Source organism: Streptomyces sp. T028, from assembly GCF_048159505.1.
GTDB lineage: Bacteria > Actinomycetota > Actinomycetes > Streptomycetales > Streptomycetaceae > Streptomyces.
Map to the genome: position 1 here is coordinate 12,607 of NZ_JBLRVZ010000052.1, position 14,311 is coordinate 26,917.

12 protein-coding genes are annotated in these 14,311 nt (G+C 73.5%); 7 read left to right on the forward strand and 5 right to left on the reverse strand.

The features are described 5' to 3' along the window. The first annotated feature begins 29 nt into the window (after positions 1-29). Positions 30-1,040 (forward strand): LacI family DNA-binding transcriptional regulator, encoded by a 1,011-nt coding sequence (locus ACLZN2_RS40735; RefSeq protein WP_416984714.1) that lies wholly within the window; start codon positions 30-32, stop codon positions 1,038-1,040. Between the two features lie 64 nt (positions 1,041-1,104). Here the strand turns inward: ACLZN2_RS40735 and ACLZN2_RS40740 are convergent, their stop codons facing one another. Then, the gene (locus ACLZN2_RS40740) at positions 1,105-2,142 is read right to left on the reverse strand and encodes a PucR family transcriptional regulator (RefSeq protein ID WP_416984715.1); all 1,038 of its coding nucleotides are present in this window, start codon (positions 2,140-2,142) and stop codon (positions 1,105-1,107) included. Between the two features lie 111 nt (positions 2,143-2,253). Between ACLZN2_RS40740 and ACLZN2_RS40745 the strand changes: the two genes are divergently transcribed. From ACLZN2_RS40745 to ACLZN2_RS40755, 3 genes are all read left to right on the forward strand, one after another. Next, positions 2,254-3,168, forward strand: coding sequence for an alpha/beta hydrolase (locus ACLZN2_RS40745; RefSeq protein ID WP_416984716.1), 915 nt, complete (start codon positions 2,254-2,256; stop codon positions 3,166-3,168). A gap of 78 nt (positions 3,169-3,246) precedes the next feature. Next, complete coding sequence (locus ACLZN2_RS40750; protein WP_416984718.1) at positions 3,247-3,792, forward strand: TetR/AcrR family transcriptional regulator; 546 nt, start codon at positions 3,247-3,249, stop codon at positions 3,790-3,792. Positions 3,793-3,894: 102 nt separating this feature from the next. Next, entirely contained in the window at positions 3,895-5,319 is a 1,425-nt protein-coding gene (locus ACLZN2_RS40755) for an MFS transporter (RefSeq protein ID WP_416984720.1), read from the forward strand. 118 nt (positions 5,320-5,437) lie between these two features. On the opposite strand, the gene ACLZN2_RS40760 is transcribed toward ACLZN2_RS40755, so the two are convergent. Then, entirely contained in the window at positions 5,438-6,181 is a 744-nt protein-coding gene (locus ACLZN2_RS40760; protein ID WP_416984721.1) for a class I SAM-dependent methyltransferase, read from the reverse strand. Between the two features lie 84 nt (positions 6,182-6,265). Between ACLZN2_RS40760 and ACLZN2_RS40765 the strand changes: the two genes are divergently transcribed. Then, positions 6,266-7,762: a glycoside hydrolase family 3 N-terminal domain-containing protein gene (locus tag ACLZN2_RS40765; protein WP_416984723.1), complete on the forward strand. Its 1,497-nt coding sequence runs from the start codon at positions 6,266-6,268 to the stop codon at positions 7,760-7,762. 56 nt (positions 7,763-7,818) lie between these two features. On the opposite strand, the gene ACLZN2_RS40770 is transcribed toward ACLZN2_RS40765, so the two are convergent. Then, a complete protein-coding gene (locus tag ACLZN2_RS40770) occupies positions 7,819-9,045 on the reverse strand; it encodes a glycoside hydrolase 5 family protein (RefSeq protein ID WP_416984886.1) in 1,227 nt (408 codons plus the stop codon). Positions 9,046-9,122: 77 nt separating this feature from the next. On the opposite strand from ACLZN2_RS40770, the gene ACLZN2_RS40775 reads away from it, so the two are divergent. Both ACLZN2_RS40775 and ACLZN2_RS40780 read left to right on the forward strand, forming a co-directional pair. Beyond that, the gene (locus tag ACLZN2_RS40775) at positions 9,123-10,154 is read left to right on the forward strand and encodes an N-acetylglucosamine kinase (protein WP_416984724.1); all 1,032 of its coding nucleotides are present in this window, start codon (positions 9,123-9,125) and stop codon (positions 10,152-10,154) included. A gap of 24 nt (positions 10,155-10,178) precedes the next feature. Beyond that, positions 10,179-12,476, forward strand: coding sequence for a glycoside hydrolase family 3 N-terminal domain-containing protein (locus ACLZN2_RS40780; protein ID WP_416984725.1), 2,298 nt, complete (start codon positions 10,179-10,181; stop codon positions 12,474-12,476). Here ACLZN2_RS40780 and ACLZN2_RS40785 read toward each other — a convergent pair. Both ACLZN2_RS40785 and ACLZN2_RS40790 read right to left on the reverse strand, forming a co-directional pair. Continuing rightward, positions 12,466-13,344, reverse strand: a complete 879-nt coding sequence (locus ACLZN2_RS40785) for a carbohydrate ABC transporter permease (protein WP_416984726.1) — start codon at positions 13,342-13,344, stop codon at positions 12,466-12,468. The two genes, ACLZN2_RS40780 and ACLZN2_RS40785, sit on opposite strands and share 11 nt — an antisense overlap. Further along, positions 13,341-14,303 (reverse strand): carbohydrate ABC transporter permease, encoded by a 963-nt coding sequence (locus ACLZN2_RS40790; RefSeq protein ID WP_416984887.1) that lies wholly within the window; start codon positions 14,301-14,303, stop codon positions 13,341-13,343. Before ACLZN2_RS40790 ends, ACLZN2_RS40785 begins: the two co-directional genes overlap by 4 nt. Positions 14,304-14,311: the final 8 nt, after the last annotated feature.

The window sequence follows — 14,311 nt, forward strand, 5'->3', positions numbered from 1 at the left end:
GGTGGTTGCGCTGTGGAACGGTCCACGCCATGAGACCTCCGACGATCCGCGACGTGGCCGAACGCGCCGGCGTGTCGAAATCCCTGGTCTCACTGGTGCTGCGCGGCTCCGAGCAGGTGCGCCCCGAGAAGCGGCAGGCCGTGCTGGCCGCCGTCGAGGACCTCGGCTACCGGCCCAACGCCGCCGCGCGCAGTCTGAGCGAGCGCCGCACCCGCTCGGTCGGCGTCCTGCTGAACGACCTGCGCAACCCCTGGTTCGTGGAGTTGCTGGACGGCCTGAACTCCCGGCTCCACGACAGCGGCCTGCGCGTGCTGCTCGCCGACGGCCGTCTCAACCGCCGCCTCGGTGAGGACCTCACCCGGACGTTCACCGAGCTGAGGGTCGACGGACTCATCGCCGTCGGCACCCTGCCGCCCTCCGAGGCCCTGCGTGCCGCGGCCCTCCACATTCCGACCGTGGTGGCGGGCGCCCGTGAGCCGGATCTGCCCCGCGTCGACGTCGTCGCGTGCGACGACGAGCGCGGCGCGCGGCTGGCCACCGAGCACCTCGTCGCGCTCGGCCACCGCCGTATCGCGCACATCGCGGGACAGGGAGTCGTCGGGGGACTGCGCCGGCGCAGCTTCGAGACGGTGATGAGCGAACACGGGCTCGCGGCGGAGGCGACGGTGGAGCAGGGCGACCTGACGGAGGAGGGCGGCTACCGGGCCATGGTCCGGCTGCTCAGCGCGCCCCGGCGGCCGACCGCCGTCTTCGCCTTCAACGACATCGCCTGCGTGGGCGCCCTGTCCGCGGCCGAGGAGTCCGGCCTCCGGGTGCCCCGGGACCTCTCCCTCGTCGGCTACGACAACACCTACCTGTCCCGGCTGCGGCATCTGTGGCTCACCACGGTGGACAACGCCGGCCACGACGTCGGCCGCGGCGCCGCCCAGCACCTCCTCGACCGCATCGAGGACCCGTCCCGCCCGAAGCGGACCGTTCTGTCGCCGCCGACGCTCGAGGTGCGGGGGACGACCGCGCCACCGGCCGCCGACATCCGCTGACGGGGACCACGGCGTCGTACGCCCCGAGGAGTCCTACTCCTCCTTGGAGGTCATCCAGTCGATCTCAGGTGTCGAGCAGCCGCCAGGCGGTCAGGGCGAGGTTGGCCCGCAGCAGGCCGGTGGGTTCGGTGAGGTCGAGGTCCAGGGCCCTGCCGATCTGTTCGAGGCGGCGGGCGACGCTGCTGTGGTGGAGGTGGAGGAGGTCGGCGGCCCGGCGCAGGGAGCCGGCGGCGCAGTAGGCGTCGAGGGTGTCCAGGTCCTCCGGGCTGTCGGCGATGCGGGCGATCGCGGCCACGTCGGGGTTGTCCCGCGCGGCGTTCTCCGACACCTCGGCGAGGAGCGCCAGAGCGCCCAGGCTGTCGTACCGGACGACCGGCCGACGCGAGGTGGTGAAGCGCAGGGCGGTGCGGGCTTCCCGCCAGGACCGTTCGGGGGCGGCGGCAGCGCTCCCCACGCCCGCTCGTACGTCCGCCGGGAAACGTGCCGGGTCCACGGCGCCGGCCAGGACGACGCCCATCTCGGCGAGGGGCGCCGCCTTCACCGGACGGGCCGGGCAGATCAGCCTGCCGACGCGGTCGAGCGGGAGCCGCGACCGTACGGCGACGACGTGCACCGGCGCTCCGGCGGCGAAGCCCAGCAGCCGCAGTGCCCGTGCGCGGGCCGCCTCGTCGCAGTCGGCGCTGATCACCAGCTCGACGAGGGCCGGGTCGGCCATGGTGGTGCGGGCGGGGCCGTACCGCTCGGCGACCGCCGCGGCGGCGAGGGCGAGCCGGTCCAGCAGCACGTCGTCCAGGGAGCCGGGCGGGCCGGGGCGCTCCAGCCACACCGTGCCGATCTCCTCCTCGTCGAGGGTGATCGGCGCCGTACTTGACGCGGCGGACGGCGGGCCGGACGCCTCCCGCCCCTCCGGCGACATACGGATCACCGTGCCCGTACCGTGCAGCCGCACCCCCGCCACACACTCGGCGAGCCCTGCCGAGGCCCGGACCAGCGCCGGGAGATCCACCCGACGGCGCATCAGCGTGTCGTAGAACGCCACGACACGGACCGCTCCCTCGGCGTGCGAGTCGAGCCGTGACAGCCGTTCGGCCAGTGCCTCCATGGCCAGGAGGATAGGTCCGCCGGGCCGGCCGGGGCACCCGCCGAGCGGCGCGCCCGCGGCGGGGGAGACCCGACGAACGGCTGACGACCCCGGTGCCGGCGGGAGGTGAGGATGATCGCCATGGACAACCTGGACCCCGAACTCGAAGCGTTCGTACCGCTGTTCCCCAAGGCCGACCTGACCGACCCGGTCACCGACCGCAAGACCTACGCCGCGCTGGCCGCCGCCAGGCCCGCACCGGACACCTCGGGCCTGGAGATCGAGGACCGCACGGTCCCCGCCGACCCGGACGTGGCGATACGCGTCTACCGACCGGTCGGCGCCCGGGGTGCCGTCATCTGGCTCCACGGCGGCGGATACGTCGTGGGCTCCCTGGACACCGAACACCTGTGGGCGGCCCGTCTGGCCCGGGACTCCGGCGCCACGGTGATCGCGGTGGACTACCGCCTCGCCCCCGAGCACCCCCACCCGGCCGCCCTGGACGACGTCTACGCCGTACTGGAGTGGACGGCCGCGCACGCGGCCGAACTCGGCATCGATCCGGAACGGATCGCGGTCGGCGGACACAGCGCCGGCGCGGGACTCGCCGCCGCGGTGGCGCTGCGGGCGCGCGACGAGCAGGGCCCGTCGATCTGCTTCCAACTGCTCAACGAGGCGGAGCTCGACGACCGCCAGGAGACCTGGTCGGCACGGCACTTCACGGACACCCCCTGGGTGAACCGCGCCATCGTCACCCGGTCCTGGGGCCACTACCTGGGCAGCACGCCCGCCACCCCGTACGCCGCCGCGGCCCGCGCCACCGACCTGACCGGTCTGCCGCCCGCCTACATCGCCACCGCCGAGTACGACCCGAACCGCGACGACGACATCGCCTACGCGCTGCGCCTGCTCCAGGCGGGCGTGTCCGTCGAACTGCGCCAGTGGCCCGGCACCTTCCACGGTTCCCAGGCGATCCTGTCCGCCGATGTCTCCCAACGGCAGCTCGTCGCCCTCACGGCGGTCCTGCGCAGGGCCCTGACCGAGTGACGCGCACCATGCGACCGCCACGGCGAGATGGACACGGCGCGATTGACACCGTGCGTATGTGAGTGGTTGATTACTTCCATGGAAGCGAGGACACGGCAGCGTTCCACTGCCGATGAGCGCCGGGCCACGGTCATGCGCACGGCGATCACGACGTTCGCCGAGCGCGGGTACTACGGGACCTCGACGATGGACGTGGCCAAGGCCGCCGGTATTTCGCAGGGCTATCTGTACCGGCTCTTCAAGGACAAGGAAACCCTGTTCGCGGCCCTGGTCGACCACTGCTCGGACCGGCTGCGGGAGAGCGCCGCCGCGGCGGCCGCGGCCGTGCGGGGCACCGACCCGGAAGCGGTGCTCGAGGCGATGGCCGGCTCGTACGGCGAGGTCATCGCCGACCGGGAGGTGCTCATGATCCTCCTGCACGCGCAGTGCAGCGCGAGCGAGCCGGTCATCGGCGAGGCTGTCCGCAGTTGCTACGCCAAGCAGGTCGAGTACGTCCGCGCCGTCTCCGGCGCCTCGGAGGAGCAACTGCGCCGCTACTTCGCCGACGGTCTGCTCCGCAACGTCGTGGTGGCGATCGACGCCGCTTCCGTGGACGCCCCCTGGGCGCGCACCCTGCGCGCCTAGGTTCCTGGCTCCCGTCCTCCACCGGGCCGCTCCCGAGCGGCCCTTTCTTTCGGTCCCGCTTGTAAGCGGTTAACCACTTACTTGGAAGGCTGTTGCTCCGTCATGCTGTCCCCCTCGCCGCGCCGCGGCCACGGGCCGCTGCTGGCCCTGCTGGCGTTCGCGCAGTTCATCAGCGCCATCGACTACAACATCGTCTACGTCGCCCTGCCGGAGATCGGCCGTGAGGTCGGGTTCGACGCGCACAGCCTGCAATGGGTGGTCAGCGGCTATGCCGTGGCCTTCGGCGGCTTCCTGCTGCTGGGCGGCAGGGCCGCCGACCTGCTCGGCCGGCGCCGTATGTTCGCCACCGCCCTGGCTCTCTACGGCCTCGCCTCACTGCTGGGCGGACTGGTGAGCGACCCCGGGCCGCTGGTGGCCGCCCGCGCACTCCAGGGGCTGGGCGGCGCGCTGCTGTTGCCCGCCACCCTCTCCCTCATCGCCACCACCTTCGCCGAGGGTGCCGAACGCAACCGGGCCCTGGCGGTCTGGGGTGGCGCCGGAGCGGTCGGCCTGGCGCTCGGCTCGCTCCTGGGCGGACTGCTGACCGAGTACTTCGGCTGGGAGGCCGTTTTCTACGTCAACGTCCCGCTGGCGCTGGGTGCCGCCGCGGCCGCCTTCTCCGTCGTCCCCGGGGACGTGCCCCGGGAGCACGGCCGCGGCTTCGACCTGACCGGCGCGCTCACCGCCACGATCGGTTTCACCGCCCTGGTCTTCGGTGTCGTCCAGGGCCCCGAAGCGGGCTGGACCTCCGCCGAGACCGTCGCCGCGCTCCTGGCCGGCGCCCTGTTCATCGGCCTGTTCCTGCTCGTCGAGGCCCGCACCGCCCACCCGCTGATGCCGCTGCGCCTGTTCCGCAACCGCAGTCTGGTCGCCGCGATGGGCGTCACCTTCGTCTTCATGGGCACTTTCGGCGCCCAGTACTACTTCTTCACCGTCTACCTGCAGAACGTCCGCGGCTACGACGCCCTCGCCACCGGCCTCGCCTTCCTGCCCTCGGCACTGGTCGGCATGGCCGGCACCAGGCTCAGCGAGAAGCTGCTCGGCAGGGCCGGGGTCCGCGCCACCATCGTGACCGGACTGCTCCTGGGCGCCGTGGGCATGACCGCGCTCGCCCTGGCGATGTCCCCGGACGGCGGCTATCCGGCCCTCCTGCCCGGCGTCGTCCTGCTCAGCCTCGGCCAGGGCGTCGCCTGGACCGCGATGTTCGCCGCGGCCGCGACCGGGGTCGAGGTCCACCACCAGGGCATCGCCTCCGCCATGGCCTCCACCACCCAGCAGATCGGCTCCGCCGTGGGCCTGGCGGTCCTGGTCGCCGTCGCCAACTCGGGCGCCGAGGCCACCACGGGCCCGGACCTCGTCCCCGGCCTGCGCACCGCCGGCCTCACCGCCGCCGCCCTCACCCTCCTCGGTGTCGGCATCGCCTCCACCCTGCGCGCCCCGCGAGCGGCGGAACATCCGCAGGCGGCGGCTCTCCTCGCCGACGACTGATCAGGACTGCACTCAGAGCCTGTGTCATATCCCCGGCCGGATCAGCGCGCGGCGTCCGGCGCCTTGCGAGCGTGCGTGCCAGGCGTCGCGCGCCCGGCCGGGGATATGGCACAGGCTCTCAGAGATCGGCCACGAGCAGCCGGTACCCGGCGTCTATGGCGTCGAGCGAGAGCAACTCGGCGTGACGTGTGTGCCAGCGGCCGGACGCCAGGTCCTCCGCCAGCCGGGCGAGTCCGGGCGCGAGGGTGTCCTCCCCGGGCTGGGCGAGCAGGGAGATCCCCGCCCTCACCCGTGGATCGAGATAGGCGGCCGGCCGCCGCCAGTACGCGGCGGCGAACCCGTCGACGCAGTCATGCGGAACCGGTACCACCTCCTGGCGTGCCCCGCCCAGCAGTTCACACAGCCGGTCGACCGGCGTCGCCCGGAGGTCGTCGAACGCGGCCGCCTCCGGCAGATAGTCCCGGACGAGCCAGAACCGCTCACGGAACACGCGCTGGTCCCAGGTCAGCACGACCACCCGACGGCGTGCGACCCGCCGCAACTCGCCGATCCCGGCCGCCAGGTCGTCCCAGTGATGGACGGTGAGCAGAGCCAGCACCGCGTCCACGGCCCCGTCGCGCACCGGAAGCCGCTCCGCGACGCCCTGCACCGCGGGCGCTGCCCCCACCGCCCGCTGACCGATCATCACCCGACTGGGCTCCACCGCCAGCACGGTCCCCACCGGCTCGTACGACCCGCTTCCCGCCCCGACATTGATCACCCCGCCGACATCCCCGAGCGCACCACGAATCCGCGCCGCAATCCGAGGATCGGACCGCCGCGTCCGCCCGTACGTCGCGCCCAGCGCGTCATAGATGGCCATGCCGCCAGTATCCCGGGCTGTTCTCGGGTTGAACAATTCACGTAGATGTTGACTTTCGGCTTGTTGAGCCAGAGGATTTCGAGGGTGACGGAATTCGCCTCCCGGGCGCTGGGCCCGGATCTGCCCGCCGCTCTCGATGAGGCGGCGCACCGCTGTCTCGTGGCGGGGTTCGACGGTACGACGACGGTTCCCGACACCCTGAAGCGGCTCATCGACCGTGGGCTGGGGGGAGTCATCCTCTTCACGCGGAACGTGCGTGACGCCGGGCAGGTGCGGGAACTCACCGAGATCCTGCGGACGTTGCGGCCCGATCTCCTCGTCGCCATCGACAACGAGGGTGGCGGCATAGGCCATCTGGTGGCGGCGGGTGCGCCCGAGGTGCCCGGGTCGTGGGCACTCGGAGTCGCCGACGATCTGCGGCTGACCGCCGGCTGTGCCGACGCGCTCGCCGGGCATCTGCTGTCGCTCGGCATCACCGCCTCCTACGCCCCCGTCGCCGACGTGCAGAGCCGGCCCGAGAACCCGATCGTGCGGACCCGTGCCTTCGGCGGCGACCCGGAGCTGGTCTCCCGGCATCTGCGGGCCTGGATCGCGGCCACCGAGGCGCGTGGCGTGGCGAGCTGCGCGAAGCACTTCCCGGGGCACGGCGGGACCGTCACCGACAGCCACCACGAACTCGCGGTGGACCCGAGGCCGTACGACCGGCTCGACCTCGCCCCCTTCCGCGCGGCCGTCGACGCGGGCGTGCCCATGCTGATGAGCGCCCACGTGGTCTTTCCCGCGCTCGACCCCGGGCGGCCCGCCACCCTGAGTCCGCGCATCCTCTCCGACCTGCTGCGCGGCGAACTCGGCTTCGAGGGCGTCCTGGTGAGCGACGCGCTGGAGATGAAGGCCATCGCCGACCGCTACGGCGAGGCGGCCGGCGCGCGTCTCGCGCTCGCCGCCGGAGCGGACCAGGTCATCGTCGCCGTACCCGACCTGGAGGTCACCCTCGCCTGCCGGGACGCCGTACTCCACGCCCTCGCGTCGGGTGAGCTGCCCGAGGAGCGGGTGACCGAGGCCGCGGAGCGGGTACGGCGGCTCGCCCTGCGGTACGCCGTGCCGCCCCGGCCGGAAACGGTGGCGGCCTGGGACGACGGGGCCGGGCTCACGGCGGCGCGGCGGGCCGTGAGGAGGAGCGGGGCGCCGCTGCCCGGAGCGATGCCGGGTGCGCATGTCGTCGATCTCTTCCCGGCCCCGCACCCCGCCCTCAACTGGGGCGGCGAGGACCTCCTGACCGGGGTGCGGGCCTTCGACGCGGCGGCCACCGGGACGGCCGTCGCCGCAGAGCCGGGGGACGTCGAGGCCGTCGTGGAGGCGGCGCTGCGGGCTGCGGAGGGGCGGCCCCTGGTCGTCGCCACCTGTGATGCCGGGCTGTATCCCTGGCAGGGGCGGGTGCGGGACGCCCTGCTCGCCGTACGGCCGGACGCGCTCCTCGTCTCCACCGGGCTGCCGGAGCCGGGCGGCGCCCTGTGCGCGCACGGCAGGGGGCGGGTCAATCTGCGTGCGGTCGCGGAGGTGCTGACGGGGCGGGCGGTCTGACCCGTACGGATGTGGTCCGGGGCCGGAGTCCCGGCCGGCCCCGGAGCGCCCCCGGCTCACTTCGCGTCGATCAGCTCCGTGATCCCCCTCGCCGCCAAGTACGCCTTGTCCTGCGCGTGTTCCGCCAGGACCACCGCCGGGCGGGCGCCCTCCTGGCGCAGTCGCATCCAGGTGTCGAAGAAGGCGCCACCGGGGCCGGAGACCGAACGGGTGGACGGGGTGCAGTCCAGGACCAGGGCCTCGGCGCGGGGCGGGGGCGGCGCCGGGGCCGCGCGGAGTTCGGTCACCGTCTCCGACAGGGCCTCAGCGATCGGCTTCGGGCGGCCCGTGGCGTCGAACAGGCCCAGGGTGTACTCCAGTTCCGGGAAGTCGGCCAGGGAACGGTCCACGTCGTGGGAACACCACCAGGTCACCCCCCACAGCCGCGCGCAGCCGGCCGCGTTGCGCAGGGTCGCGCGGGCGAAGTCGGGGGCGTCGGCCGCCGGGACGTGGGGCTCGGGTGCGCCCGTCTCCTGGACCCAGACCGGGCGGACCGGGTCGGTGGCGTAGGCCGCCGCGAGTTCCGTGCCGTACTCGGCGAGATGGTGCACCTGCGGCGAGCGCGGGCCGTAGCGGCGGGCGCAGTCGGCGGAGAACACCCAGGGATGGACGGTCGTCAGATCGCCCTTGCGGGCCGAGGCCTGCGGGGTGAAGGGGTGGTCGTCGCCGTACCAGGCGGCGTCGTACGCCGAGTGTGTGACCAGGCCCCCGCCCTCGCCCAGCCCCTCCCGCGCGGCGGCCAGCAGGGTGTCCAGGTAGTGGTCCACCTCGGCCGCAGTCACCGGGTTGTGCTCGACCAGGTTGTTGAGCTCGTTGCCGAGCTGGAGCCCGATGAGACGCGGATGGCCGGACAGGGCGCGGCCCAGGGTGCGCAGCAGCAGCGCCTGGGCCTCGACCGCCCCGGGGTCGGTGAACACGTTGCGGTGGTGCCAGCCGCGCGTCCACTCCGGATAGAAGTCGAAGCTCGACAGATGGCCCTGGACACCGTCCACGAGGACGTCCAGACCGCACTCGCCCGCCAGGTCCACCAGACGGACCAGCTGGTCGACGGCCGACGCGCGGACCAGGGCGCGGTTGGGCTGCAGCAGCGGCCACAGATGGAACACGCGCACGTGGTCCAGGCCCAGCCCGGCGATCTGCGCCAGGTCCTCGCGCGCGAGCCCGGGATCGAAGTCGTGCCAGGCGTGGAACCAGCCCCGGCGTGGGGTGTAGTTGACCCCGAATCGAAGCGCGGGCGTGTCGATGGCGTCCTCCTCGAGAGCCGGACCTTGTCAACGGCGAACCTTGTCAGTGGCGAATGTATCAACCACCATGGGGATCGATGAATAGTGATTTGAACCAGGCCTTCGTGGTCGGCCTCGACGCCGGCGGCACCCGCACCCGTGCCGTTCTGGCGGACCTCGGCGACGGCCGCCCCCGGGGCGAGGGAACGGCAGGCCCGGGCAACGCCCTCACCGTGTCGGGACCGGACCTCGCCGGCCACCTCACCGAGGCCCTCTCGCAGGCTGTGCCCGCACCCCTGCGCGCACGGGTCGCGGCGGTCGCGGGCGGTTTCGCCGGCGCCGGCCACCAGGCCCAGGGCGCCGACGAGCCGGGCCGGGTACGGGCCCGCACGGCCCTGACCACCGCCCTCGCCCGGCTGGGCATCACCGCCGGCACGGTCGACGTCCACAGCGACATCGAGACCGCCTTCGCCGCCGCCCCCGGCCACCCCGCCGACGGTCTCGTCCTCGTCGCCGGCACCGGCGCGGTCGCGGCCCGGATCGCCGCACGGGTCCCGGCCGCGACCTCCGGCGGCGACGGCTGGCTCCTCGGCGACGACGGCAGCGGCTTCTGGATCGGCCGCGCCGCCGTCCGGGCCACCCTGCGCGCGGCCGACGGCCGGGGCGCACCCACGGCGCTCGTACGCGCGGTCGGCCGGGAACTCGGGCTGCCCCCCGGGGTCCTGCCGCCCGAGGGCTACGGCATCACGGACACCGCCCGCTGGAGCGCCACCCTGCGCACGGCCTACCGCGCGCATCTCCTGCCCGCCGTGATGGACCGGCCCCCGGTCCGGCTGGCCGACCACGCGCCCCTCGTCGTCGCGGCGGCGCAGGAGAAGGACGCCGTCGCCGCGGAGATCCTCCGGGAGGCCGCCCGACGGCTGGCCGGGAGCGTGGAGGCGCTGGCACCCCGCCCGGGCGAACCCCTCGTGGTCACGGGCGGCCTGCTCGCCCCGCACGGCCCCCTGCTCACGCCCCTGACCGAAGGCCTGGCTCACCTCGCGCTCACGGTCACCCCGGTGTCGGACGGTTCCCCGGGCGCCGTGGCCCTCGCCCGCCTCGCGGCCCTCGCCCACCGGCCCAGACCCTGACGCACGCCCACAAGGACACCTCCCATGCCTCTTCAGGACCGCACGGTCGCCCGGCCGCCGTACCCGTACCTCGACCCGGCCGCCCCCCTCGGCACCCGGGTCGCCGACCTCCTCTCCCGGATGACCCTGCGTGAGAAGACCGGCCAGCTCAACCAGCGGATGTACGGCTGGCACGCCTACCGGCGCACCCCGGACGGCGGCTTCCGGATCACCGAGGCGCTGCGGGCCGAGACCGAGCGCTTCGCGGGGCTCGGCGCCCTGTACGGGCTGATGCGCGCCGACGCCTGGTCCGGCGTCGGACACGGGGACGGGCCCGGCATCGAGGACAGCGCCGAACTCGCCGACCTCGTCCAGCGCCACGTCCTGGAGCGCAGCCGCCTGCGCATCCCCGCCCTGTTCGTCGAGGAGGTGCCGCACGGGCACATGGCCCTCGACGGCACGGTCCTGCCCGTGAACCTGGCCGTCGGCGCCACCTGGGACCCCGCCCTGTACGAGCGGGCCGCCGCCCACGCCGCCGCCGAACTGCGCGCCCGGGGCGGTCATGTCGCGCTCGTCTCGGCACTGGACATCGCCCGCGACCCGCGCTGGGGGCGCACCGAGGAGTGCTTCGGCGAGGACCCCTGCCTCGCGGCCCGGCTGACGGAGGCACTCGTGCGCGGCATGCAGGGCACCGGCGCGTACTTCGCCGCCGACAAGGCACCGGTCGTCCTCAAGCACTTCGCCGGGCAGGGCGCCACGGTCGGCGGCCGCAACTCCGCCGAGTCCGAACTCGGCCCGCGTGAACTGCACGAGATCCACCTCCCGGCCGCCCGGGCCGGAGTCCGCGCCGGCGCCGCCGCCGTCATGGCCGCCTACAACGAGGTCGACGGACTGCCCTGCTCCGGCAACCGCGCCCTGCTCACCGGGATCCTCCGGGACCGCTGGGGCTTCGAGGGACTGGTCATGGCCGACGGCCTGGCCGTGGACCGGCTCGCCCGCATCACCGGTGACAAGGTCTCCGCGGGCGCGCTCGCCCTCGACGCCGGGGTCGACCTCAGCCTCTGGGACGAGGGCTTCACCCAGCTGGAGGAGGCCGTCGAGCGGGGGCTGGTGAGCGAGGCCGCCGTGGACGCAGCCGTCGCCCGCGTCCTGCGCCTGAAGTTCCGCCTCGGCCTGTTCGAGCAGCCGTACACCCGCCGCACACCGCGGCCCGACGGCGGACGCGAGCTGAGCACCGCGCTCGCCCGCGCCTGCGTCACCCTCCTGCACAACAGGACGGGGGCCCTTCCCGTCCGCCCCTGCACGCGCCGGATCGCGGTCCTCGGCCCGCACGCCGCCACGACCGCCCATCAACTCGGCGACTACACCGCCCCGCAGCGCTCCGGCACCGGGGTGAGCGTCCTCGACGCGCTGCACCGCCTCGCCCCGCCCGGTACCGAGGTCCGCCACGCCCGCGGCGCGGCCCTCACCGGCGACGACCGCACCGGCATCCCCGAGGCGGTCGCCACGGCCGCCGCCTGCGACCTGGCCGTACTGGTGCTGGGCGGCAGCAGCGCCCGTACGCCCGACACGGAGTTCGACGCCAACGGGGCCGCGCGGACGGTCGTGTCCGAGATGACCTGCGGCGAGGGCGTCGACCTCGCCGGACTGCGGCTCGGCGCCGCCCAGCACGCGCTCCTCGACGCCGTCACCGCCACCGGCACCCCCACCGCGGTCGTTCTCGTCCAGGGCCGCCCGCACGCCGTCCCGGAGGCGGCGGACCGGGCCGACGCCCTCCTCACGGCCTGGTATCCGGGCCCGTGGGGAGGGCAGGCGATCGCCGAGGTCCTCCTCGGGCTCACCGAACCCGCCGGCCGTCTCCCCGTCTCCGTACCGCGCTCGGCCGACCGGCTCCCCGTCCACTACAACCACAAGGACACCGAGTACGGCACTTACGTCGACGGCGACGCCGGGCCCCTCTACTCCTTCGGGCACGGGCTGTCGTACACCACCTTCCACCACGGCCCGCCCCGGCTCACCGGGCACACCGTCGAGGTCGACGTCACCAACACGGGCACCCGCCCCGGCCGCAGCGTCGTCCAGCTCTACGTCCGCCGGCTGCGTACCCCGGTCTGGCCGCGCTCCCTCGAACTGCGCGCGTTCGAGGCCGTCGAGCTCGCGCCCGGGGAGTGCCGTACGGTCGCGATCCGCCTCGGCGCCGACCAACTGGAGCTGGTCGGCGCAGACTTGGAGACTGTCGTACCGGAACAGGCGGTGGAGCTCCGGGTCGCAGCCTCCGCGCGCGAGGCGCTGACCGCCGTACCACTCGTGTTCGACCCGAGCGCCCGAGCGGTCAGAGCTTGACGGCCCCGGACGAGACGCCCTTGTAGAACCACCGCTGGGTGATCACGAACAGCACCAGCACCGGGACCACGGAGATCACCGAACCGGCCATCACCACCCGCTGGTCGTAGCCGAACGACGAGCTCGTGAGCCGGGACAGACCCAGCGTCAGCGTCATGTGGTCCTCGGAACGCAGCACGATCAGCGGCCACAGGAAGTCGTCCCAGGCGCTGATGAAGGTGTTGATGGTGACCACCAGGATCGCGCCCCACGCGGACGGCAGATACAGATGCCGGAAGCGCTGCCATTCGTTCGCGCCGTCGAGCATGCCCGAGTCCTCGATCTCACGCGGTACGGCGAGGAACGCGCCGCGCATCAGCAGGACGTTGATGGCGCCCACGAACCCGGGCAGCCACACGCCGACCAGACTGTCGACGAGACCCAGGTCGCGGATGCTCAGGAACAGCGACACCATGATCGACTCGAAGGGGAACATCATGGAGGCCACCAGCACCACCCAGACCGCCCGGCGGCCCTTCCAACCGGGCTTGGAGAGCATGTAGCCGGCCGTGGTGGAGAACACCAGCTGGCTGGTGATCGACAGCACGACCACGATCACGCTGTTCCTGATGTACGTCGCGACCGGCACCTGACCGAACACCTCGCGGTAGGCCCGCAGGGTCGGGTGGTGCGGCAGCAGGGTGGCGTCCGCGCCGAAGACGTCCTCGCCCGTGCTCTTCAGCGAGGCCAGGAACTGCCAGACCAACGGGCCGACGGTGAGACCGAGCACCAGGAGGAGCAGCAGATAACGGACGACCAGCTCGCGCGGGCGGCCGTAGTCCCGCCAACGCGGAAGGAAACGCCGGGGCTTCTCCAGGGCCGTCGTCATGACTCGTCCTCCTTCGTCAGCCGCTGCGCCAGCAGGGTCAGCCCCAGCGTCAGCACGAACAGCGCCACACTGACCGCCGAGCCGTACCCGGCGTTGCCCGTGATCGGGTCGAGGCCGACGTCCTTGATGTAGAAGGGCAGGGTGCGGTCGGCGCCCCCGGGGCCGCCGGTGGAGCCGCCGAGCATGTAGATCTCCGTGAACACCCGCAGCGAGCCGATGCCGGTGAGCGTGCCGACCAGCATCATGGCCTGCCGCACGCCCGGCACGGTGATGTGCCAGAAGCGGCGCGCGGCACCGGCGCCGTCCATCGCGGCGGCCTCGTGCAGCTCCTTGGGCACGTTCCCGAGCGCGGCCAGGTAGAACACCATGTACCAGCCGAGGCCCTTCCACAGGGTCAGGCCCATCGCGGACAGCAGGATCAGCCACGAGTCCGACAGGAACGGGATGGCGCTCCTGATCAGATGGGCCTTCTCCAGCCAGGTGTTGACCAGCCCGTCGTCGGCCAGCAGCCACTGCCAGCTCAGACCCACCACCACACTGGAGGCGAGGACGGGCGTGTAGAACGCCGAGCGGAAGAAGCCGATGCCGGGCAGGTTCTTCTCCACCAGCACCGCCAGCAGCAGCGGCAGCAGCACCATCAGCGGGACGACGATCAGCGCGTACAGCACACTGTTGCAGGTCGCCAGCCAGAAGTCCGGGTCGTCCAGCATCCGCGTGTAGTTGGACAGCCCGACCAAGCTCGCGGCGCCGCCGAGCGGCTTGGCGTCGGTGAACGACAGCAGGACGGTGTTGAGGAACGGGAACACCCCGAACACCGCCGCGCAGACGATCGCGGGCGCGGTCCACAGCCAGGGCAGCCACCAACGGCGGTACAGCGCCGCCCCGTTGGCGCCGGGGACGGGGCCGGGCAGGATCGCCCGGCCGAGCCGCCGGACGCGGGACGGGGCCGGGCCCGGCACGGAGGCGG

Bases quoted from the DNA above. Each gene is read 5' to 3' on its own strand.
- ACLZN2_RS40735 (WP_416984714.1), top strand. From the start codon at position 30: ATGAGACCTCCGACGATCCGCGACGTGGCCGAACGCGCCGGCGTGTCG.
- ACLZN2_RS40740 (WP_416984715.1), bottom strand. From the start codon at position 2,142: ATGGAGGCACTGGCCGAACGGCTGTCACGGCTCGACTCGCACGCCGAG.
- ACLZN2_RS40745 (WP_416984716.1), top strand. From the start codon at position 2,254: ATGATCGCCATGGACAACCTGGACCCCGAACTCGAAGCGTTCGTACCG.
- ACLZN2_RS40750 (WP_416984718.1), top strand. From the start codon at position 3,247: ATGGAAGCGAGGACACGGCAGCGTTCCACTGCCGATGAGCGCCGGGCC.
- ACLZN2_RS40755 (WP_416984720.1), top strand. From the start codon at position 3,895: ATGCTGTCCCCCTCGCCGCGCCGCGGCCACGGGCCGCTGCTGGCCCTG.
- ACLZN2_RS40760 (WP_416984721.1), bottom strand. From the start codon at position 6,181: ATGGCCATCTATGACGCGCTGGGCGCGACGTACGGGCGGACGCGGCGG.
- ACLZN2_RS40775 (WP_416984724.1), top strand. From the start codon at position 9,123: ATGAATAGTGATTTGAACCAGGCCTTCGTGGTCGGCCTCGACGCCGGC.
- ACLZN2_RS40780 (WP_416984725.1), top strand. From the start codon at position 10,179: ATGCCTCTTCAGGACCGCACGGTCGCCCGGCCGCCGTACCCGTACCTC.
- ACLZN2_RS40785 (WP_416984726.1), bottom strand. From the start codon at position 13,344: ATGACGACGGCCCTGGAGAAGCCCCGGCGTTTCCTTCCGCGTTGGCGG.